The organism is Pseudomonas anguilliseptica, assembly GCF_900105355.1.
Lineage (GTDB): Bacteria > Pseudomonadota > Gammaproteobacteria > Pseudomonadales > Pseudomonadaceae > Aquipseudomonas > Aquipseudomonas anguilliseptica.
On sequence record NZ_FNSC01000001.1, the window covers coordinates 3,765,390 to 3,785,152 of the forward strand.

A 19,763-nucleotide genomic window follows, 5' to 3' on the forward strand; every position below is an offset into this window, starting at 1 on the left:
GTCAGTGACCGGGCTTTTTTATGGCATGCGATCCATGGTCGCCACCCTGCGGGCCGCCACTACGCGACGTTAAAATTGCTCTATAGCCAGCCGGAACGCTTGAAGCTGGCATAGAGCCCGGCGCAGCCGGTGGTGATCAAACCGAGTACGCCAAAGTAGCCGTACTGCCAGGCGAGCTCTGGCATGTTCTGAAAATTCATCCCGTAGATTCCCGCCACTGCCGTGGGAAAAGCCAAGATTGCTGCCCAAGCGGCGAACTTGCGCTGGGTGACGCTCTGTCTGGATGACTCCAGCAGCAGGCCGATCTCGATGGCGTGGTCGGCCATCTCGCGCAGACCGGTGAGGTCTTCCAGCAGGCGGTTGACGTGAATCGCCACGTCGCGGAAGTAGGGGCGCATGTTCTTGTCGATAAACGGAAAGTCGAGGCGCTGTAGCTCCTTGCAGATTTCTGCCAGCGGCCCGATATAGCGACGTAACCGTAGCAGGTCGCGACGCAGGCCCTGAATGCGCTCGACATCGGCCTGGCTCAATGGGTTTTTCAGCACGTGCTGTTCCACTTCCTCAAGCTCGACGTGGTAGTTGTCCATCAACGGGCGGTAGTTCTCGATCACGAAGCTGAGCAGGGCGTAGAGCACAAAGTCTTCGCCGTGCTCAAGCAGCAGTGGGCGCGCCTCGCAGCGTTGGCGCACCTGGGAGTAGGGCGCGGATTCGCCGTAACGGGCGCTGATGATGTAACCGCTGCCGGCGAACAGTTGGGTTTCGACAAAGGTCAGCTCGTCGTCGACCAGAATGGGTGAGTAGAGCACCAGAAACAGCGCATCGCCGAAGGTTTCCAGCTTGGGCCGGGTGTGCCGCTTCAGGGCGTCTTCCAGCGCCAGCTCATGCAGGTCGAACTGCTGCTGCAGGCTGGTCAGCTCTTCGGAGCAGGGGTCATGCAGGCCGATCCAGACGAAATGTCCCGGTTTCTTTGACCAGGGCTGCCTTCGTCGAGGCTGATAGTGGTGACTTTCTTGCCCTTGCTGTAAACGGCGGCAGCAACAACGCGACCCATAGTGCTTCCTTATTATCGGTGTCCTCAGCACGCAGCTTAGCGGCTTGCTCGCTGCCGGTGTGACTGAACGGCTGCTGCACGGGCCGTATCCGCCAATAAAAAGCCCAGCGCGTGGCTGGGCTTTTTATTGGCGCACCGGTTAACTCAGGCGCTTTGGCTGAGCTGCTGATCCATGGCCTCGATACATTGCTGCATCTGCGTGCGGCAGGTTTCGACCAGCTGCGGCAGATCATCCTGGCTCAGGCCCGCTGTGGGGATGGCCGGCAGGGAGCGAATCATGATTTCGCCGCTGTTCCAGCGGTTGAGCCGGATATGGTTGACGTAGGTGCTGACGCACACCGGGATAATCGGTACACCGGCGGCAATCGCCATCTGGAACGCGCCTTTCTTGAAGGGCAGTAAACCTTTGCCGAGGTTGCGCGTGCCTTCGGGGAACACCCAGATCGAGGTGTCCTTGTGTATGAGGGTGTCTGTAGTGGTGAGCATGGACTGCTTGGCACGAATGGCGTTGCCACGGTCAAGCAACACGTTGCCGGCCAGCCAGTACAGCTGACCGAAGAACGGCACCCACTTCAGGCTCTTCTTGCCGATGCTCACAGTGCGCTTGGGTACTACGCGGCCGAGCACGTAGAGGTCATAGTTGGATTGATGGTTGGCGATGATCACACAGGAGTGCTGGTGTTCCAGGGTGTGTACGTCGGTCTGCAGCTTCCAGCGCAACAGCCACTGCGCCGGGACACTGTAGAGACGTGCGCACAAGCGGCTGTTATCCGGGTTGAACGGGCGGCAGAGGCCTAGCAACAGGCCCAGGATGCCGGCGAGGATAAAGTGCACGCCCATCGCCAGCATGCGCAGAAGAAAAAGCATTTGGTACGCCCGTCATAGGAAAAAGGCGCGCAGTGTACGGGCGTGCACTGCTTTCGGCAATTGATGCTGATCAGAGGTCGTTACCGCTTGTTGCGTCCTCGCTAGAGCCGTTGCCGGTGGTGGGTAGCGGGTCAATCGAGCTGTAGCGCTGGGCCAGGCGGGTGATGCTGCCATCTTGCTCAAGGGTTAGCAGGGCTCGATCCAGTTGCTGCATAAAGTCCTGCTTGTAGGGGTAGGCCTGTTCATTGATGCGGGTATAGCCCAGATGACCGTAAGCGCTCCATAAACCTCATCTACAAATGATCCGCAGGCCAGCCAATGCTGAGCTCCAATTTCTTTCTGGAGCCAGCCGTCATGATGCGCCCCGACGCCAAAGTCGAAAAAGTCTATCTATACCCCAAGCCGGTGGATTTCCGAAAATCCATCGATGGCCTGGCCGCCCTGGTCGAGCTGGATATCAAGGTGGCGGTGTTCGACCCGGTGCTGTTCGTCTTCCTCAACCGCGCGCGCAGCCGGGTGAAGATTTTGTATTGGGAGCGCAACGGCTTTTGCCTGTGGCTCAAGCGATTGGAGGCTGAACGCTTCAAGTCGCATCCGGAACCTGGCGAAGATGCGATCGTGCTGACGGCCCAGGAGTTGAACTGGTTGTTGGACGGTATCGACCTGTGGCGCAACCGGCCGCACCAGGTTTTGACCCCTAGGTTCGTCACCTGAGCCGGTATAATCCACGGCATGATTTCTGTGCCCGAAACCCTTCCTGATGACCCCGCCGCGCTCAAGCAATTGCTCGCTGAGGTGTTGTCGTCGGCGCAGGAATTGGCCAAGGACAAGGATGGGCAGATCGAGCGCCTGCGCGAACAAAACGCGCTGTTGATCCAGCGCCTGTTCGGCCGTAAATCCGAGCAGAGCAGCGACCCGGATTCACCGCAGCTAGAGATGTTCAACGAAGCGGAAAGCCTGGCCGAAGCGGCGGCTGAAGCTCCGGCCGCTGAGGTCGAGGAAGAAGTCGTTGCGCCGACCAAGCGCCGCGGCAAGCGCAAGCCGTTACCGGCCGAACTACCGCGTGTCGAGGTCATCCACGAACTGCCCGAACACGAACTGACCTGCGAATGCGGTTGCCGCAAGCAGGCCATCGGCGAAGAAACCAGCGAGCAGCTGGAAATCATCCCGATGCAGGTTCAGGTGATCCGCCACGTTCGCAAGACCTATGCCTGCAAGGCCTGCGAAAGCGCGCCGGTCACCGCTGACAAACCGGCCCAACTGATCGAGAAAAGGCTGGCCAGCCCGAGCGTGCTGGCGATGCTGCTGACCAGCAAATACGCCGACGGCATCCCACTGTATCGCTTCGAAAAGATGCTCAGTCGCCATGGCATCGACATCCCCCGGCAGACCCTGGCGCGCTGGGTGATCCAGTGCGGCGAACTGCTACAACCGTTGCTCAACCTGATGCGCGACAGGCTGCTGGACAGTCCGGTGATCCACTGCGATGAAACCCGCGTGCAGGTGCTCAAGGAGCCTGGGCGCGATCCGAGCAGCCACTCCTGGATGTGGGTGCAGACCGGTGGCCCGCCTGGCAAACCGGTGATCCTCTTCGACTACACAACCAGCCGCGCGCAGGAGGTGCCGCTGCGCCTGCTCGACGGTTATCGCGGCTACCTGATGACCGACGATTACGCCGGCTACAACGCCGTGGCCGCACAACAAGGTGTTGAGCGCCTGGCCTGCTGGGCGCATGCGCGGCGCAAGTTCGTCGAAGCGCAAAAGGTGCAACCGAAGGGCAAAACCGGGCGTGCCGACATCGCGTTGGGGATGATCAACAAGCTCTACGGCATCGAGCGCGAACTTAAGGATGCCAGCGATGAACAGCGCTACCGGGGCCGCCAGCAGCACAGCCTACCGCTCCTCGATCAGCTCAAGACCTGGCTGGAGAAAACCCAGCCGCAGGTCACGGCGCAGAATGCCCTGGGCAAAGCAGTGAACTACCTGGCGAGCAACTGGAGCCGACTCGAACGCTACATCGAGGCTGGCCACCTGCCGATCGATAACAACGCTGCCGAGCGCGCGATCCGGCCCTTCGTCATAGGTCGCAAGAACTGGCTGTTCAGCGACACGCCGAAAGGCGCGACCGCCAGCGCCCAACTCTACAGCCTGGTGGAAACCGCCAAGACCAATGGCCAGGAGCCCTACGCCTGGCTGCGCCATGTCCTCGAACGCCTGCCGCTGGCCAACAGCGTTGAAGCCTACGAAGCGCTGCTGCCTTGGAACTGCCAACCAACGACGCCACTGTAAAACGCAAAACCTCTCCAGAGGGAGGTGGGGTCTATGGAGCGCTTACAGATGACCGTGTTCGCTGGACAACTTTGGTCCTTCAACCAGCCAGTCCAGGCCACTACTGGCAAGCAGGCCTTCGCTGCGCATCTGCTGCAGCTCCCAGAGGATCGACAGGCGATCATTGATATACACATCAATGCGTTTGCCCCTGAGTTGTAGCAGGTTGGTGCGACTGTCTGTGGCGTAGCTCTCTGTAACCTCGCCAGCCGCGAGCATGGTCTTGTAACTAGATGCAGTGATGGTATTGAAGCCTCGGTTGAGGCCGATGCGCAGGCCGGCGTAGGCGCCTGGGAAGTCATCGATTGTACGTTGCTGCGCCAGTTCGGTACGCACGAAGGCCACCACGTTTTCTTCCAGAATCGGTCGCGAATAATCCATCCATGGGCGTTCCACAGGGCGGTGATAGGGCGGGAACAGAGCAAAGGCTTTGCCTTTCTCCAGTGCGGCCAGCCCGCGTGGCCAGGGCACCGGGCGGATGCTGACGCGGTAGCCCGGCATGCGCGCGAAGGCCGCACGCAGGATGTCGCTGTACAGGCCTTTGGCTTCACCATTTTCGGCGTAGCTGTAGGGTGGATAACTGGCGTCACACAACACCGTAACACTGACGGGCGTTTGTGCCTGAGCGATGCCGTGCATGGTCAGGCACAGTAACCACGTTACGAGTATGCGCATGCCCAATCCCCTTGGCGGTTGGCGCTGGCTGCACGAGCAGGTGCAGCCCTATGTACGGAGCTTAGACCTTGAAGCGCCCGAGCAAATGGTCCTGCTGGCCGACCTGTTCGATCATCACGGCGCACTGGCGCACCTGTTCTTCGGCGCCTGCGGCCACCTCATGGCTGATGTCGCGGATATTGGTGGTGTTGCGGTTGATCTCCTCGGTGGTGGCGCTCTGCTGCTCGGCGGCGGTGGCAATTTGCAGGTTCATATCATTGATCCGGGTGATGGCATCGCTGATGCGCCCAAGCATGTCATTGGCCGCGCCTGCTTCTTCGGCGGTCTTGCTGGCGGTGTCGCGGCTCTGCTGCATGCGCGATTCTGCCTGCTTCACTCCGGATTGCAGCTGGTCGATCATCTGGCGGATTTCCTGGGTCGACTGCTGCGTGCGTGAAGCCAGCGAGCGCACTTCATCGGCGACCACGGCAAAACCGCGACCGGACTCTCCGGCGCGCGCTGCCTCGATGGCGGCGTTGAGGGCGAGCAGGTTGGTCTGGTCGGCAATGCTGGTGATCACCGAGAGGATCGACTCGATGTTGTGGCTTAGTTTGGCCAGCTCATTGATCGCATGGCTGGTTTCGTCCATTTCCTCGGCGAGGTGCTTGATTGCCTCCGTGGAGCGCGAAACCACGCGCACGCCATTCTCGGTTTCCTGATTGGCTGCCAGTGCGGCCTGCGCTGCAGCCTGTGCGTTGCGCGCCACTTCTTCGGCGGTGGAGGCCATTTCCTGCATGGCAGTGGCGAGCTGATCAAGCTCCTGCAGCTGTTGCTGTAGGCGGTTGGCCGCCTGGTTGGCCTCGCTGGAGGTTAGGGTGGTACTTTCGCGCACCTGCCTGGAGCTGCCCATCACCTCGCTGATCAGGCTCTGCAGGCTTTGCAGAAAGCTGTTGAACTCTTTGGAGACCAGGGCAATTTCATCGTTGCCGGTGGCAGGCAGGCAGGCGGCGGGTAAGGTCGCCTTCGCCACTGTTCACCTCATGCAGGGAGTTGTGCAGGTGGTCGAGGGGCTTGAGCAGGCTGTTCATCAGCACGCCGAGTACGATCAGGCTGATGATCACTCCCAGCACGGTGCCGATCACTGCGCGCCAGCTCAGGGCATTGGCTTCGGCCATGACGATGCCCTTGTCCAGCACCACGCCGATATACCAGTCCATGCCTTTGAGATTGGGCAGTGGGGTAAAGGACACCAGCAGCTCCTTGTCGCCACCGTTGGTTTCCTGCAGCTCTTTGTTTAGCGCCGGGCTCTGGCCGCCGAACAGCTCGCTGTAGCTCTTGCCGTTCAGCTCGGTATTGGGGTGGGAAATGATGTTGCCGTTGCGCGTCAGCAAGAAGGCGTAACCGGCGCCGTTGAAGTCCAGTGTGTTGACCGCATCCGCAACGGTTTTCAGGCGAATGTCGCCCCCCCAGCACGCCGAGAAATTCGCCCGCGTTGGTAATGCGGGTCACGGCGGAAATCAGAATTTCGCCGGTGGTGGAATCCACATAGGGCTCGGTGAGCACAGCCTGGCTGCCAGCTTTGCCTGTGGCATACCAGGGGCGCTGACGGCCGTCCCATTCCGGTGCTGGCTGCCACTCGTCAGTGTTCTTAATCGGTTTGCCATCACTTTGCAGGGCGCCGAACACCAGAATGAACTCGTTCTTCAGCATGGGCGTATTGACGATGCGCTGGGTTTCTTCGGGGCTGTAGTTGCTGTCGATGCTTTGCGCCATCAGGTCCATCAGCTTGAGTTTGGCGTTGAGCCAGTTTTCGATCTGCCGCGCTAGCGCGTTACTCGACTCTGCGATGCTCGCGGCCACCTGGTTGCGCAGGGTTTCGCGAACCTGGCTGACTTGCGCCAGCGACAACAGGCTGGTGGGAGGAACAGGACGATGGCCGCGGCCAGACCAACCTTGTGGGCAATTTTCATAACACGCTCCCGACAGCAATTTCGAATAGATCCGTGAGTGCCTCTGCTCCCTGGCCTTACCTGTTAAAAGTAATACAGTCTGGGCAGATTGCTTGCAGGTTCGTCACTGTTTTGCCATTAAATGCAAAAAGCCCGGCACATGGGTCGGGCTTGATGGTGTTGCTGGGTAGGTTTACCCCATGTGCTTCTTGTCCAGCTCGACCGCCTGGTCGAGGGCTTCGAGCAGCGCCTTGCGCACTTTCAGCTTGGTGTTCTTGTGCGCAGTCATGTTGATCTTCTTCATCTGCTGGGCAACCGCCAGGGCAGTGGCGTGCAGTTGCTCGGCCGGCACCACCTTGTCGAGGAAGCCTGCATCCACCGCGCCTTGCGGGTCGAACATTTCACCGTTGATGACCGAGCGGTGGAAGGCCGATTTGCGCAGGCGGTCACGGGCCAGTTCGATGCCAGCGTGGTGCATGGTCATGCCGATCTGCACTTCGTTGAGGCCGATGCTGAATGGGCCTTCGACGCCGATGCGGTAGTCCGACGAGAGCAGAATAAAGGCACCTTTGGCCACCGCGTGGCCTGGGCAGGCGACGATAATCGGGAAGGGGTGGGCGAGCATACGCCGCGCCAGGGTGGAGCCGGAAGCCACCAGGTCGATGGCATTCTGCGGACCGGAAGTCATCACCTTGAGGTCGTAACCACCGGAGAGAATGCCCGGCTGGCCGGTGATGATAACGATGGCCTTGTCCTGCGCGGCGCGATCCAGAGCTGCGTTGAAGGCAGTGATCACGTCCGGGGAGATGGCATTCACCTTGCCATTACACAGGGTCAGGGTGGCAATGCCATCGTCGAGTTGGTAACTGATCAGGTCGCTCATGGTCGGGTTCCTTGTGCTGAAGTGCAGCAGACGTTACTCATCCGTATCGGTCAGGTAAAGCACGATGGCTGACTGGCTGGTCAGTGCGCATTGCGCTTGCTGCCGTTAGCCTGTCTGTTTCCCGAGCTTTCTTCTATTTGGTTAGCGGTGATCCGAACAAGGCCGACAAATGTCACGACTGGTCCCTGCATTTGGCATAAGCGCATGAATCTTTTGAAAAAAGCTTTTGCCTTTGCGGGACTGTTCGGCTAGATTAGCGCGCCTCGACAGACAGCAATGCCAGTCGAGCCCCGGTGAAGTGTCCGAGTGGCTTAAGGAGCACGCCTGGAAAGTGTGTATACGAGAAATCGTATCGAGAGTTCGAATCTCTCCTTCACCGCCATACAGATTGACGAAAAAGCTCGACCACGTGTCGGGCTTTTTCGTTTCTGACGTTTGCTGACCGCTCTGTCGCCTTTAAGGTGGGCTCGGCACATAACGGAGCAGCGCATGCGCGCAACCTGGGACATTTTCTGCAGCGTTGTCGATAACTACGGCGATATCGGGGTGACCTGGCGCTTGGCGCGGCAGTTGGTGGTCGAGCACGGTATGGCGGTGCGGTTGTGGGTGGATGATCTGGGCGCGTTTGTGCGCCTGTGTCCGCAGGCTGACGCGCAGGCGCTAAGGCAAACCCAGCAGGGTGTCGAGATTTGTTTATGGCAGGCCGACTGGCAGGCAACCGAACCGGCCGATGTGGTGATTGAGGCGTTTGCCTGTGAGTTGCCAGCCTTCTATATAGCCGCAATGGCACAGCGTTCGCAGAAATCGCTTTGGCTCAACCTTGAATACTTGAGTGCCGAAGACTGGGTGGAGGGTTGCCATGGCTTGCCTTCATTACAGTCTAATGGCCTATCGAAGTTCTTCTTCTTTCCCGGTTTTAGCGTAGGCAGCGGTGGCCTGTTGCGTGAGCGTGAGCTGCTGGTGCTGCGCCGGGCGTTTCAGGCCGATAGCGGCGCCCGTGAGATGTTTCTGCGCACTATTGGTGTAACGCCGTTACCGGGGGCGCGGCTTATCTCCCTGTTTGCCTATGAGAATGCTGCGCTGGCCAGCTGGCTGGACGTTTTGGCTACAGATACGCAAATCAATCAGTTACTGGTGCCGGAAGGGCGCATTCTGGCGAACCTAGAGGCTTGGCTGGGTTGCACCGCTATGCGCGCAGGGGATATGCAGCGGCGTGGTCAGCTGCATATTCAGGTGCTGCCGTTTATCCAGCAGGAGCAGTACGACCGACTGCTGTGGAGTTGCGACTTCAATGCGGTGCGCGGGGAAGACTCCTTCGTCCGTGCGCAATGGGCTGGGCGGCCATTGCTCTGGCATATCTATGAGCAAACGGACAACGCCCATCTGGAAAAGCTAGACGCTTTCCTGGCTCTCTATAAGGAGAGTTTGTCAGTGGATGGGCAGCGTGCTTTGGTCGAGTTGTGGCATGCCTGGAATACCGGTCAGTCGGTCAACGAAAGTTGGAATCAGCTGCTAAATAACTGGCCAGAGCAGCAGGCACATGCCGAACAGTGGTGTCTGCAACGGGCCTCTCAGGCCGATCTTGCCGAGGCGCTGGTGCAGTTTTACCTAAATTGGCTATGATACGCGGCCAAGAATTTTGTAATTCCATCCAAACCCGGATATTCGTATGAAAACCGCACAAGAAATGAAGCCCAACAGTGTGGCCCTGATTGATGGCCAACCTTGGCTGATCCAGAAGGCCGAATTCACCAAGTCCGGTCGTAACAGCGCCATCGTTAAAATGAAGCTGAAGAACCTGCTGAGCGGTTCCTCAACTGAAACCGTATACAAGGCCGACGACAAAATGGAGCCAGTTATTCTGGACCGCGTTGACGTGACCTACTCGTACTACAGCGAGCCGAACTACGTGTTCATGGACGCTGAATTCAACCAGTACGAACTGAACAAAGACGATCTGGAAAGCGTAATGCCGTACATCGTCGATGGCATGACCGACGTCTGCGAAGCCGTATTCTTCGAAGGAAAAGTGGTTTCGGTTGACCTGCCGACTACCATCGTTCGCCAGATTACTTACACCGAAGGTTCCGCCCGTGGCGATACTTCCGGTAAGGTGATGAAGCCAGCCAAGCTGAGCAACGGTACCGAGATCAAAGTCGCTGACTTCTGCAACATCGACGACTGGATCGAAATCGACACCCGTACCGGCGAGTACAAATCCCGCGCTAAAGCTCCGGTTTAAGATCGGCTTTAACAGCGAGAAGAAAAAGCCCGACCTTGAGTCGGGCTTTTTTATGGTCCGTCATTTATGGCGGCCAACCTTCGGGTTGTCGATCGTGACGCTAAAAGTGATGCCCGATCATTTTTATGCATGCTGTTTTAGCGTTTAGCTGCGCTGCAGGTCACTTTGCAGGGCCAGATCCCAGGGCGCTATAGGGCCGAAGCGGGCTTTGAGACACTCCAGTAACAAGCGGCTGTGTGAGTTAGTTTCGCGCTCCAGGCGCAGGGCGTAGATGCCGCTGGGCTCGGGGGCTGGCAGCCCGTCTTCGCAGAACAGCGGCAGCAGTTCGCCGCGCAGCAGGTAGTCGCTGATCAGCCAAGTTGGTAAATGAGCTATGCCCAAGCCGGCGATGGTGCTGAACAGCAGTGCTTCGGCGTTGTTGGCGGTCATGCGCAGGCGTTTGGGGCGACACAGTTGCAGTTTGCCGTCCTGCTCGAAGCGCCAGGCATAGGGCGGTGCCAAGCTGTCCCAGTCGAGTCCATCATGCTCCAGCAACTCGCTTGGGCTGCGCGGTACGCCGCGCCGCGCCAGGTATTCGGGGCTGGCGCAGACGACCCTAACCATCGGTGATAGCGCGGTGGCGACCAGGCGGGTGTCGGCCAGGGGGCCGATGCGCAACACCAGGTCGACCTCACCCAGGTGTGTGCCGTGCAAATCGACGAAGCTGTCGATCAGGCGCAGTTGCACATCCAGTCCCGGATAGGCAACCAGAAACTCGGCAATCGCCGGAGCCAGATGGCGCCGACCGAAGGGGGCGGGTGCGTCGATACGAATCAGCCCCTCCGGCGCGCTGCTCAGCGATACGGCTTCGGCGCGAGCCAGGTGCAGCTCGGCGAGGATGCGCCTGGCCCGTTCTGCAAATGCCAGGCCGGCGGATGTCGCGCGTACGGCATGGGTGCTGCGGCTGAACAGGTTGCTGCCCAGCGAGCGCTCCAAGGCATCGATGCGCCGGGCCACTGCCGAGGGCGTCAGCGGGTGACGGCGGGCAGCAGCGGAAAAGCTGCCGGTTTCCAGTACATCGAGAAACAGGCTGAGCTGGTCAGTCAGGCTATCGGGATTCATGGTCAGGCTCTGCTATGCGTTATATGCATAGCAATTTTGCGTTGCTGTGCGTTTCGCGGCTAGTGACGAATGCCTAGGCTGTGCGGCATCACTTCGGAGCCCGCTGATGACCTTGCTCGATTTTGTCTTGAACCTTCTGCTCGGATTGACTCTCGGTACTCTGGGCGGTCTGTTTGGGATTGGCGGTGGGTTGATCGCCATTCCGGCACTTGGCGTGTTGTTTGGCCTGGATCAGCAGTTGGCCCAGGGCACGGCGCTGGTGATGGTGGTGCCCAATGTGCTGTTGGCGCTGTGGCGTTACCACCAGCGCAACCGCATCGACTGGCGCCATGCCTTGGCCCTGGCGGTGCCCAGCCTGATATTTGCTGGGCAGTCACTGTGGATGCCGAGCGCATGCGTCTGGGTTTCGTGGTTTTCCTGGTGTTGCTGGCTGCCTACAACCTCTCTCGGCTGTACAGCAAGCCGGCCATGCTCTCGGTTGGCCTGCGTTATCCCTGGTCCTGGCTGACGCTGCTAGGCAGTGGCGCCGGCTTGCTCGGTGGGTTGTTTGGTGTTGGCGGCGCGGTGTTGGCGACGCCGGTACTGGCCACGCTGTTCGGCACCAGCCAGGTTATGGCGCAGGGGCTGTCGCTGGCTCTGGCGGCACCGAGTACAGCCGTGACTCTGGCGACCTACGCGGCCCATGATCACGTCGACTGGCTGCTGGGGGCGCCTTTGGCGCTAGGCGGTTTGCTGAGTATCAGTTGGGGCGTGAAGTGCGCCCACGCGCTGCCAGAGCGCGTTCTGCGCGGGCTGTTTGCCGGTTTTCTGCTGCTTTGTGCGGTATTGCTCGCGCTTAAAGTCTGAAACCTTCGACGATCTGTTCGGCCAGGGTCTCGGTGACTTGCGACTGCGTCTGACTGTTGCGCAAGAGCACGATGCTGGCGGAGGGCATCACCGGCAGGCCCTCGGCAGTACCGATGATGCGCATGTCCGGGGTGATCAGGCTCTGCAGTTGGGCGGTAATCGCCAGGCCGGCGCTGACCACCGCCATGATCGCCGAGAGGCTCGGGCTGGTGTAGGCGATACGGTATTCGCGCTCCATGGCGTCCAGCGCGTTGCAGGCCCAGGAGCGGCAGAAGCACTGGGCATTGAACATCGCCAGCGGTAGCGGCTCCTGCTCATGCGGGCTGAAGCCATGGGCTTCGGCCCAGACAATGCGTTCCTGGCGCAGCAGTTGGCCAATCTCGGTGCCTGGCTCGCGGGTGACGATGGTCAGGTCGAGGTCCTGGCGCTGCAACAGCTGAAACGACGGCTCGCAATGCAACTCCACCTGCACCAGTGGATAGGCCTGGGCGAAGCGCGAAAGGATGCCCGGCATAAAACGCATCACGTAGTCGTCTGGGGTGCCGATGCGCACGGTGCCAACCATATGTGGGGCACGCATGCTGGTCATCACTTCACTGTGCAATTTGAGAATGCGTCGGGCATAACCGAGCAGTAACTGGCCTTCGGCCGTTAGGCTGAACTGACGGCCGTCGCGCACAAACAGCGGGCGCTGTACCACATCTTCTTCCAAACGTTTCATTTGCATGCTGACGGCCGACTGGGTGCGGTTGACCATTTCCGCTGCGCGAGTAAAGCCACCGTGATCGGCAATCGCGACAAAGGTGCGCAGCAGTTCGCTATCGATGCTCGGGTAACTGGCCATACATCAATCTCCGAGATGCATTGCATAAGAAACATTCGTTGGATTGATCATAAGCCGAGCGCGAGACTGTCGCCAACCCCACAAGGAGGGCGACGAGATGAAAGGTCAAAAAGGTTATGCATTAGTCAGTGCCGGACGCTTACAGGGCCATCGGCCGTTTGAAATACTGCGTGCGCTTGGCCGCCAGTTTTCCCGCTGGTGGCAGCTGGCCGAACAACGGCGGCGTCTGGCCATGCTTGATGATGTGGCGTTGAAGGATCTGGGCTTAAGCCGTGCGGATGTTATCCAGGAAAGCGAGCGCTCATTCTGGGGTGATCCCATGGCGCGCTGAGTCGCTGGCCGTGTGCATCGAGGCTGTGATGCGCTCGTAGGGCGCAGTCAGGGCAGTGGTTATTCAGGGATTTACATAAAAAGGAGAGACATTGATGTCTAGCTATCAACTCGCGCAGTTGAATATCGCCACGATGAAGGAGCCGCTGGAGTCGCCAAGCATGGCCGACTTTGTCGCCAATCTGGAGCGCATCAATGCGCTGGCGGAAGCCTCGTCCGGCTATATCTGGCGTCTGCAGGGCGAGGCGGGCGATGCCACGGCGTTTCGCCCGTTTGGCGATGATGTGCTGGTGAATCTGTCAGTTTGGCGCGATGTGCAGGCACTCAGTGATTACGTGTACAAGTCCGCTCATACCGAGATGCTCAAGCGTCGCCAGGAGTGGTTCCGCAAGGTTAGTGAGGCGCATGTGGTGCTGTGGTGGGTACCGGCAGGGCATCTACCATCGGTGCAGGAGGCTGCCGAACGCTTGGCGTTGTTGCGTGAGCAGGGCGCCAGCGCCCAGGCGTTCAGCTTTCGCCAGGCATTTGCGGCGCCAGATTCATGCGTAGATGAGCCTGTCGAGTAGCGGTAAGTCATGGTTTGCTGCGGCTCTATTTTGAGTTGTGGGCGAGGCGGACGGATCGCCGGAGCGGCAAGCCTGCGGCGCATCCGCTACAATGCGCGCCGAATTTGTCTTGCCCGAGAGCCCGCCCATGTCCGTCTGCCAGACCCCGATCATCGTTGCCCTGGATTTCCCGACCCGTGATGCCGCGCTGGCATTGGCTGATCAGCTCGATCCCGGTTTGTGCCGGGTAAAAGTGGGCAAGGAGCTGTTCACCCGTTGCGGGCCGGAGATCGTCAACGTGTTGGCCGGCAAGGGCTTCGAGGTGTTTCTCGATCTGAAATTCCATGACATTCCCAATACCACCGCCATGGCCGTTAAGGCTGCCGCCGAAATGGGCGTGTGGATGGTCAATGTGCACTGCTCGGGCGGCCTGCGCATGATGGCGGCCTGCCGAGAAAACCTGGACAAGCTCGCTGGGGCCAAGCCGCTGCTGATTGGTGTGACTGTGCTGACCAGCATGGAGCGCGAGGACCTGGCGGGCGTTGGCCTGGATCTAGAACCGCAGGCGCAGGTGTTGCGTTTGGCAGGTCTGGCCGCACAGGCCGGTCTGGATGGCCTGGTGTGTTCGGCCCAGGAAGCGCAGGCGCTTAAGGCTACTTACCCAGCGCTGCAACTGGTAACGCCAGGGATTCGTCCGGCCGGCAGTGCTCAGGATGACCAGCGCCGCATTCTGACGCCACGTCAGGCATTGGATGTCGGTTCCGATTATCTGGTGATCGGCCGTCCGATCAGTCAGGCTGCTGATCCTGCTCAGGCGTTGGCCGCTGTAGTGGCCGAGCTGGCCTGATGCTACGCGGCAAGCTCGGCTTCGCGCTTGCCGCCTAAATCCGTTTGAGAAATTGTATACAATCGCTGCATTTCGACCAGTCAGGTTTTCTCCATGCATCCCGCCGCCGAAGATTCGCCACTGGGCAAATCCAGTGAGTACATCGCTAGCTACACCCCGTCTCTGTTGTTTCCGATTCCGCGTGCTGCCAAGTGGGCTGAGCTGGGCCTGAGTGCCGAAACCCTGCCGTATCAGGGCGTGGATTTCTGGAACTGTTTTGAGTTGTCCTGGTTGTTGCCATCCGGCAAACCGGTGGTGGCCATGGGCGAGTTCGCCATTCCGGCCGACTCGCCAAATATCATCGAGTCGAAATCCTTCAAGCTGTACCTCAATTCGCTGAATCAGTCGGTATTCAACAGTGCTGACGAGCTGGTGGCGGTATTGGTACAGGATCTCTCGGCAGCCGCCGGCAAGCCTGTTGGCGTGCGCGTGCGCAGCCTGGCTGAGGTAATGGCTGAAGGTGTGCAGGCCGCGCCAGGCGTCTGTATCGACGAGCTGGATGTAGCCATCAGCAACTATGAGCAGCCGCAGCCTGAGCTGCTGCACTGTGATGCCGCGCGAGTGGTCGAAGAGAGCCTGCACAGCCATTTGCTCAAATCCAATTGTCCGGTCACCGGCCAGCCGGACTGGGGTACGTTGGTGGTGCAGTACCGCGGTCTGGCACTGGATCACGCCAGTCTGCTGGCCTATCTGGTGAGCTTTCGCCAGCATGCGGATTTTCACGAGCAGTGTGTGGAGCGAATCTTTCTCGACCTGCAGCGCCTGCTCAAGCCTGAGCATCTGACGGTGTATGCGCGTTATGTGCGCCGTGGCGGGTTGGACATCAACCCCTACCGCAGCAGCGGGCCCATCAGCCCTGATAATCAACGTTTGGCGCGCCAGTAATGCAAAACCCCAGCTAGGCTGGGGTTTTCGTTAGCGCTGCGGTGTTTAGATGCCCATGTTGGCCAGGCTCTGCACGATATTGCGCAGGGTGCCGGCGAGGGTTGGGTGACTGGCTTCGAAGCGCTCCACCGCGAGGTTGACCCCGTCGATCAGGGTTGCGTCAGGTGCAGCGGCAGCCTGACGGGCCAGCTGCAATTCAATTTCCTGGGTCAGTACAAACAGCTCGGCGCGTTCCTCTTCACTCAACGGTGGCTGTTCAGCCAGTTGGTCGCGCAGGTCTTGCAGTTGTTGCTGCAGGCGGCTTGCAGGCATGGAGTTCTCCCTTTGGTAGTCGACAGATTGACTGACCTTACGCAGGGGCGAAAGGTTCTGCATGCCTTCAGGTTAATCCAAGCCGGCAGGCTTTGCTTGCTTTGGATCAAGCGTGAGGCATTGATTCGACCGGCATTCTGGCGCTTGCTCAGGGCTTTTCGCCCTTGTGCCGACGCAGGCTGAGATCCGCCAGGCAGGTAGGCAGGTCGCTGAGCTGGTCGATGACCGAATGCACACCCAAACGATACAGGCTGAGGGTGGCCTGGCTACGCAGTCGATCGCGTTCGCTCATCGACAGACTTTGCCAATCGGCCGGTGCCAGGCCGCAAAGCGGGCCGCTGATGGCCAGGCCGATGGTCCAGATGCCGGCATTCAGAGCTGCTTGTAGCAGGCGCGGTTCGCCACTGACCAAGACGCAGCCTTCAAGCTGATCAACCTGCAGCTCTATCAGGCTGCGCCAGATGGAGTCGGGTGCCGGCCATGGGCGAGTGCTATGACTGGGTGTGCCGGGTAGCCAGTCCGGGAGTGCGCCGGCCAGGCTGATGCTGGCGTCGCGCGGCAGTTCATCCAGCCAGGCGCAGGGCACGATCTGTTGGTGCAGCTGTTCAAGCAGGGGCAGGGCAGCAGGCGTGGCTTCGGCATGCTCGCATGCGGTTTCGCAGAGAGCCTGCTGATAGGCCTGCCACTCTTCAGCCAAGGGTTCACGGCCTAGGGCCAGCTGCAGGCTCTGCTGATTGGCTGCCTTTGGGTAGAGGCGCTGCAGGGTCAGAGGGATGGTGCGTGCGCCGAAATCAACCAGGCAGCCGGACAGGCTAAATAGAATGGCGGTGAAGGCGGGCGAGCTGGCGGGCGTTTGCATGTGCCGTCCTTGAAAATGGTCTAGTCCAGGCTAGCGCATGCAGGTTACAGACAGATGAAGGCTTGTTTGCACTGGCGACAATTACTGGGCTCTACGGCAACAGACGGTATGATTTTCAGCTATTTTTTCGTCCGCTATGCTGCCTATTTATAGAGTTGGCGCTTTATACTGCGCGGCCTGATTTGGCGCCTGTGGCAGCCTGAGCATTTTCAAGGAGCGACTGTGATGCGTATGACCGGTGCGAGCTGGATTGAACGATTGAGCCTGTTGATTGCTTGTACCGGCGTGCTGTTGCTGCCTGCACTGGCGCAAGCCAACGAAGAAGACCCGTGGCAGGGTTACAACCGCTTTATGTTTCGGGTCAACGATAACGTTGATACCTATACCCTCAAGCCGTTGGCCAAGGGTTATCAGGCGGTGACGCCACAGTTTCTTGAAGATGGCGTGCATAACGTCTTCCGCAATATCGGTGATATCGGCAACCTGGCCAACAACCTGCTGCAGGGCAAGTTGCATGATGCCGGGGTCGACGGTGGCCGCTTGATCTTCAATACCACCTTCGGCCTGCTGGGCTTCTTCGATGTGGGCAGCGCGATGGGCCTGCAGCGCAGCGATGAGGATTTCGGCCAGACCATGGGGGTGTGGGGGCTCGATAGTGGGCCTTACGTCGTGCTGCCGCTTTTGGGGCCGAGCACCGTGCGTGATGCCTTCGGCAAGGTGCCGGACAGCATGCTGACTGCGCCTGCGTTTATCGATCATGTGCCGACGCGCAATGTGGTGAGCGGCGTTCAGGCGGTTGACCTGCGGGCCAGCTTGCTCAAGGCTGAGCGCATGGTCAGCGGTGACAAATACATCTTTATCCGTAACGCCTACCTGCAGAATCGCGAATTCAAAGTGCGTGACGGTGAGGTCGAAGACGATTTTTGATGCCGTTGGGTCAATAAAAAGGCGGCCGTTACGGGCCGCCTTTTTATTGTCCGAGCATTTCAGCTCATGGAAATAATCGCCAAGCCTAATGCTTGGCGGCCGTCTTCCATCGTGCTGACGCGCATCACTTCGGCTTGGGCATCCAGGCCGCGTAATTCGTTGTGATCAGAGGCGATGTGTACACGTACCTTGTCGCCCATCTTTACTGCGCTTTCAGCTTCCAGCTGCATGCCTGTGCTGGACAGGTCGAGGCACAGTGCGGGAATTTCCTTGCCGTCATGGTGCAGGGTGACGGGGGTCTCTAGCCGCATGCGGATGTAATCGCGTTTTTCACTGTAGGCACGATCATTTTGGCTCATGGGCTTTTTCCTCTTGTTATGGGGGCTGTCCTGCAGCTCTTATAACCTTGGCCGATTTGAGGTGTAAAGTCGTGCGGCGACGACCGGCACACGCTTGAATCACGTAGCGGATGGGAGTACCGTCTGCGCCTTGAAGCAAGCCGAGTTCGCGCGTCCAGGCGGTTGCCCTGACGTATAAGCCAACCCATACCCGGCGCAGTTTGCCTGGATACCTCATGCACAAAACCAGTGCCACGCTGCTGATAATCGATGACGACGACGTAGTGCGTGCGAGCCTCGCAGCCTACCTGGAAGACAGTGGTTTTCATGTGCTGCAGGCTGTCAATGGCTTGCAGGGGCTGGAAGTCTTTCATGCCGAGTCGCCGGATCTGGTGATCTGCGATCTGCGTATGCCGCAAGTCGATGGTCTCGAGCTGATTCGCCGCATCAATGCCCTGCAAGTGGAAACCCCGGTAATCGTGGTGTCTGGTGCTGGTGTGATGAGCGATGCCGTCGAAGCCTTGCGCTTGGGTGCAGCCGATTACCTGATCAAACCCCTGGCCGATCTTGCCGTGCTTGAGCATTCAGTGCGTCGTGCGCTGGATCGCGCCAATTTGCGCCTGGAAAACCAGCGCTACCGCGACGAGTTGGAAACCGCCAACCGCGAACTGCAGGCCAGCCTGCACCTGTTGCAGGAAGATCAGAACGCCGGGCGCCAGGTGCAGATGAATATGCTGCCGGTAACGCCGTGGCAGGCTGATAGCTTGAACTTCGCCCACCAGATCATTCCTTCGCTGTACCTGTCGGGCGACTTTGTCGACTATTTCCGCGTCGATGACAGTCGTATCGCTTTTTATCTGGCTGATGTGTCCGGGCATGGCGCTTCTTCGGCATTTATCACCGTGTTGCTGAAGTTTATGACCACGCGCCTGCTGTATGAGTCGCGCCGCGGTGGCAACCTGCCGGATTTCAAACCCTCTGAAGTGCTCGGTCATATCAACCGTGGCTTGATCAACTGCAAGTTGGGTAAGCACGTGACCATGCTCGGTGGCGTGATCGACCAGGCAAACAACCGTCTGACCTATAGCATTGGCGGTCATCTGCCGCTGCCGGTGCTCTACAGCGAAGGCCAGGCGCGTTACCTGGAAGGGCGCGGCTTACCGGTTGGGTTGTTTGTCGAGGCCGAGTACAACGACCTGGAGCTGGAGCTGCCAGAGGCCTTCAGTCTGACGCTACTCTCCGATGGCATTCTCGATCTGTTGCCGGGCGATACCTTGAAAGACAAGGAAACCCTGTTGCCGCAGTTGATCAGCTCTGCGGGGGGCACCTTGGATGGCCTGCGTACGGCTTTTGGGCTGGCCAATCTGGGGGATATGCCGGATGATATTGCCTTGCTGGTGTTAAGCAGGAACCTTGCATGAACCCTGGGATAAGCCCCGGTAGAATCCAGTTTGCCGAACAAGATGGCACCTTCATCTTGAAGTTTGTCGGTGAAGTGCGCCTGACCCTCTGTTTGGCGCTGGATTCGACCATCGAGAAAATCTTCACCGCGCTGAACTTCTCAGCCATCGTGATTGATCTGACCGAGACCCGCAGTATCGATAGCACGACTCTTGGGCTACTGGCCAAACTGTCGATTCTGTCGCGGCAGAAGATCGGTCTGTTGCCGACGGTGGTGACCACCCACGCCGATATCACGCGACTGTTGCAGTCGATGGGTTTTGATCAGGTCTTCAATATCGTCGATACACCGGTGCCGTGCCCGGATTGTCTGGATGACCTGCCGTCGCAGGATCAATCGGAAGAGCTGGTACGTGCCAAGGTGCTGGAAGCGCACCGCATACTGATGGGGTTGAATGACTCCAATCGCGAAGCTTTCCACGATCTGGTTAACGCCCTCGAGCATCATTGACTTG

At 59.3% G+C, this 19,763-nt stretch carries 23 protein-coding genes, 1 tRNA gene and 2 pseudogenes; 14 read left to right on the top strand and 12 right to left on the bottom strand.

Annotated elements, in window-relative coordinates; genetic code table 11:
- Nucleotides 1-80: 80 nt before the first annotated feature.
- The 3 genes and pseudogenes from BLW24_RS18435 to BLW24_RS26035 form a co-directional block, all read right to left on the bottom strand.
- A pseudogene (locus BLW24_RS18435) lies at nucleotides 81-1,051 on the bottom strand (magnesium and cobalt transport protein CorA).
- Nucleotides 1,052-1,195: 144 nt separating this feature from the next.
- The gene (locus BLW24_RS18440) at nucleotides 1,196-1,918 is read right to left on the bottom strand and encodes a 1-acylglycerol-3-phosphate O-acyltransferase (RefSeq protein WP_090385544.1); all 723 of its coding nucleotides are present in this window, start codon (nucleotides 1,916-1,918) and stop codon (nucleotides 1,196-1,198) included.
- Between the two features lie 70 nt (nucleotides 1,919-1,988).
- The gene (locus BLW24_RS26035) at nucleotides 1,989-2,132 is read right to left on the bottom strand and encodes a hypothetical protein (RefSeq protein WP_167360399.1); all 144 of its coding nucleotides are present in this window, start codon (nucleotides 2,130-2,132) and stop codon (nucleotides 1,989-1,991) included.
- 104 nt (nucleotides 2,133-2,236) lie between these two features.
- Between BLW24_RS26035 and tnpB the strand changes: the two genes are divergently transcribed.
- Entirely contained in the window at nucleotides 2,237-2,632 is a 396-nt protein-coding gene (gene tnpB, locus BLW24_RS18445; RefSeq protein WP_244161054.1) for an IS66 family insertion sequence element accessory protein TnpB, read from the top strand.
- An 18-nt stretch (nucleotides 2,633-2,650) separates the two neighbouring features.
- A complete protein-coding gene (gene tnpC / locus BLW24_RS18450; protein WP_090385547.1) occupies nucleotides 2,651-4,207 on the top strand; it encodes an IS66 family transposase in 1,557 nt (518 codons plus the stop codon).
- Between the two features lie 42 nt (nucleotides 4,208-4,249).
- On the opposite strand, the gene BLW24_RS18455 is transcribed toward tnpC, so the two are convergent.
- From BLW24_RS18455 to BLW24_RS26635, 3 genes are all read right to left on the bottom strand, one after another.
- Nucleotides 4,250-4,921 carry a substrate-binding periplasmic protein gene (locus BLW24_RS18455; RefSeq protein ID WP_090385551.1) on the bottom strand — a complete coding sequence of 224 codons (672 nt, stop codon included), beginning with the start codon at nucleotides 4,919-4,921 and terminating at the stop codon, nucleotides 4,250-4,252.
- 61 nt (nucleotides 4,922-4,982) lie between these two features.
- The gene (locus tag BLW24_RS26630) at nucleotides 4,983-5,810 is read right to left on the bottom strand and encodes a methyl-accepting chemotaxis protein (RefSeq protein WP_420875040.1); all 828 of its coding nucleotides are present in this window, start codon (nucleotides 5,808-5,810) and stop codon (nucleotides 4,983-4,985) included.
- A gap of 67 nt (nucleotides 5,811-5,877) precedes the next feature.
- Entirely contained in the window at nucleotides 5,878-6,291 is a 414-nt protein-coding gene (locus BLW24_RS26635) for a PDC sensor domain-containing protein (protein WP_244161199.1), read from the bottom strand.
- A 34-nt stretch (nucleotides 6,292-6,325) separates the two neighbouring features.
- Here BLW24_RS26635 and BLW24_RS26640 point away from each other — a divergent pair, with 34 nt between their 5' ends.
- Nucleotides 6,326-6,727 (top strand): hypothetical protein, encoded by a 402-nt coding sequence (locus tag BLW24_RS26640; RefSeq protein ID WP_244161200.1) that lies wholly within the window; start codon nucleotides 6,326-6,328, stop codon nucleotides 6,725-6,727.
- A 315-nt stretch (nucleotides 6,728-7,042) separates the two neighbouring features.
- Here the strand turns inward: BLW24_RS26640 and BLW24_RS18465 are convergent, their stop codons facing one another.
- Nucleotides 7,043-7,732, bottom strand: coding sequence for a crotonase/enoyl-CoA hydratase family protein (locus BLW24_RS18465; RefSeq protein WP_090385554.1), 690 nt, complete (start codon nucleotides 7,730-7,732; stop codon nucleotides 7,043-7,045).
- Between the two features lie 292 nt (nucleotides 7,733-8,024).
- On the opposite strand from BLW24_RS18465, the gene BLW24_RS18470 reads away from it, so the two are divergent.
- The 3 genes from BLW24_RS18470 (at nucleotide 8,025) to efp (ending at nucleotide 9,974) form a co-directional block, all read left to right on the top strand.
- A tRNA-Ser gene (locus tag BLW24_RS18470) sits at nucleotides 8,025-8,114 on the top strand.
- 107 nt (nucleotides 8,115-8,221) lie between these two features.
- Nucleotides 8,222-9,355 (top strand): elongation factor P maturation arginine rhamnosyltransferase EarP, encoded by a 1,134-nt coding sequence (earP, locus tag BLW24_RS18475; protein WP_090385557.1) that lies wholly within the window; start codon nucleotides 8,222-8,224, stop codon nucleotides 9,353-9,355.
- A gap of 46 nt (nucleotides 9,356-9,401) precedes the next feature.
- On the top strand, nucleotides 9,402-9,974 hold the full coding sequence (gene efp / locus BLW24_RS18480; protein ID WP_090385560.1) for an elongation factor P: 573 nt from the start codon (nucleotides 9,402-9,404) through the stop codon (nucleotides 9,972-9,974).
- 144 nt (nucleotides 9,975-10,118) lie between these two features.
- Here efp and BLW24_RS18485 read toward each other — a convergent pair whose 3' ends face one another.
- A complete protein-coding gene (locus BLW24_RS18485) occupies nucleotides 10,119-11,075 on the bottom strand; it encodes a LysR family transcriptional regulator (protein WP_090385563.1) in 957 nt (318 codons plus the stop codon).
- A gap of 106 nt (nucleotides 11,076-11,181) precedes the next feature.
- On the opposite strand from BLW24_RS18485, the pseudogene BLW24_RS18490 reads away from it, so the two are divergent.
- A pseudogene (locus tag BLW24_RS18490) lies at nucleotides 11,182-11,921 on the top strand (sulfite exporter TauE/SafE family protein).
- Here the strand turns inward: BLW24_RS18490 and BLW24_RS18495 are convergent.
- Nucleotides 11,911-12,765 carry a LysR substrate-binding domain-containing protein gene (locus BLW24_RS18495; protein ID WP_090385566.1) on the bottom strand — a complete coding sequence of 285 codons (855 nt, stop codon included), beginning with the start codon at nucleotides 12,763-12,765 and terminating at the stop codon, nucleotides 11,911-11,913. The pseudogene BLW24_RS18490 and the gene BLW24_RS18495 sit on opposite strands and share 11 nt — an antisense overlap.
- A gap of 97 nt (nucleotides 12,766-12,862) precedes the next feature.
- Between BLW24_RS18495 and BLW24_RS18500 the strand changes: the two genes are divergently transcribed.
- The 4 genes from BLW24_RS18500 to queF all read left to right on the top strand — a co-directional run bounded on the left by BLW24_RS18500 (nucleotide 12,863) and on the right by queF (nucleotide 15,411).
- On the top strand, nucleotides 12,863-13,096 hold the full coding sequence (locus BLW24_RS18500) for a DUF1127 domain-containing protein (RefSeq protein WP_090385568.1): 234 nt from the start codon (nucleotides 12,863-12,865) through the stop codon (nucleotides 13,094-13,096).
- Between the two features lie 94 nt (nucleotides 13,097-13,190).
- Nucleotides 13,191-13,661 (top strand): DUF3291 domain-containing protein, encoded by a 471-nt coding sequence (locus tag BLW24_RS18505; protein ID WP_090385571.1) that lies wholly within the window; start codon nucleotides 13,191-13,193, stop codon nucleotides 13,659-13,661.
- Between the two features lie 127 nt (nucleotides 13,662-13,788).
- Nucleotides 13,789-14,487: an orotidine-5'-phosphate decarboxylase gene (gene pyrF, locus BLW24_RS18510; protein ID WP_167360400.1), complete on the top strand. Its 699-nt coding sequence runs from the start codon at nucleotides 13,789-13,791 to the stop codon at nucleotides 14,485-14,487.
- Nucleotides 14,488-14,580: 93 nt separating this feature from the next.
- The gene (gene queF, locus BLW24_RS18515; RefSeq protein ID WP_090385582.1) at nucleotides 14,581-15,411 is read left to right on the top strand and encodes an NADPH-dependent 7-cyano-7-deazaguanine reductase QueF; all 831 of its coding nucleotides are present in this window, start codon (nucleotides 14,581-14,583) and stop codon (nucleotides 15,409-15,411) included.
- Nucleotides 15,412-15,456: 45 nt separating this feature from the next.
- On the opposite strand, the gene BLW24_RS18520 is transcribed toward queF, so the two are convergent.
- Nucleotides 15,457-15,723 (bottom strand): DUF4404 family protein, encoded by a 267-nt coding sequence (locus BLW24_RS18520; RefSeq protein ID WP_090385588.1) that lies wholly within the window; start codon nucleotides 15,721-15,723, stop codon nucleotides 15,457-15,459.
- Between the two features lie 148 nt (nucleotides 15,724-15,871).
- A complete protein-coding gene (locus BLW24_RS18525) occupies nucleotides 15,872-16,582 on the bottom strand; it encodes an HAD superfamily inactivated hydrolase PcrP (RefSeq protein ID WP_090385597.1) in 711 nt (236 codons plus the stop codon).
- A 225-nt stretch (nucleotides 16,583-16,807) separates the two neighbouring features.
- On the opposite strand from BLW24_RS18525, the gene BLW24_RS18530 reads away from it, so the two are divergent.
- The gene (locus tag BLW24_RS18530; protein WP_090385603.1) at nucleotides 16,808-17,509 is read left to right on the top strand and encodes an MlaA family lipoprotein; all 702 of its coding nucleotides are present in this window, start codon (nucleotides 16,808-16,810) and stop codon (nucleotides 17,507-17,509) included.
- A gap of 59 nt (nucleotides 17,510-17,568) precedes the next feature.
- Here BLW24_RS18530 and BLW24_RS18535 read toward each other — a convergent pair whose 3' ends face one another.
- A complete protein-coding gene (locus tag BLW24_RS18535) occupies nucleotides 17,569-17,868 on the bottom strand; it encodes a PilZ domain-containing protein (RefSeq protein WP_090385608.1) in 300 nt (99 codons plus the stop codon).
- A 215-nt stretch (nucleotides 17,869-18,083) separates the two neighbouring features.
- On the opposite strand from BLW24_RS18535, the gene rssB reads away from it, so the two are divergent.
- A complete protein-coding gene (gene rssB / locus BLW24_RS18540; RefSeq protein WP_090385613.1) occupies nucleotides 18,084-19,268 on the top strand; it encodes a two-component system response regulator RssB in 1,185 nt (394 codons plus the stop codon).
- An 8-nt stretch (nucleotides 19,269-19,276) separates the two neighbouring features.
- Nucleotides 19,277-19,759, top strand: coding sequence for an anti-sigma factor antagonist RssC (gene rssC, locus BLW24_RS18545; protein WP_090387794.1), 483 nt, complete (start codon nucleotides 19,277-19,279; stop codon nucleotides 19,757-19,759).
- The last annotated feature ends 4 nt before the right edge of the window (nucleotides 19,760-19,763 follow it).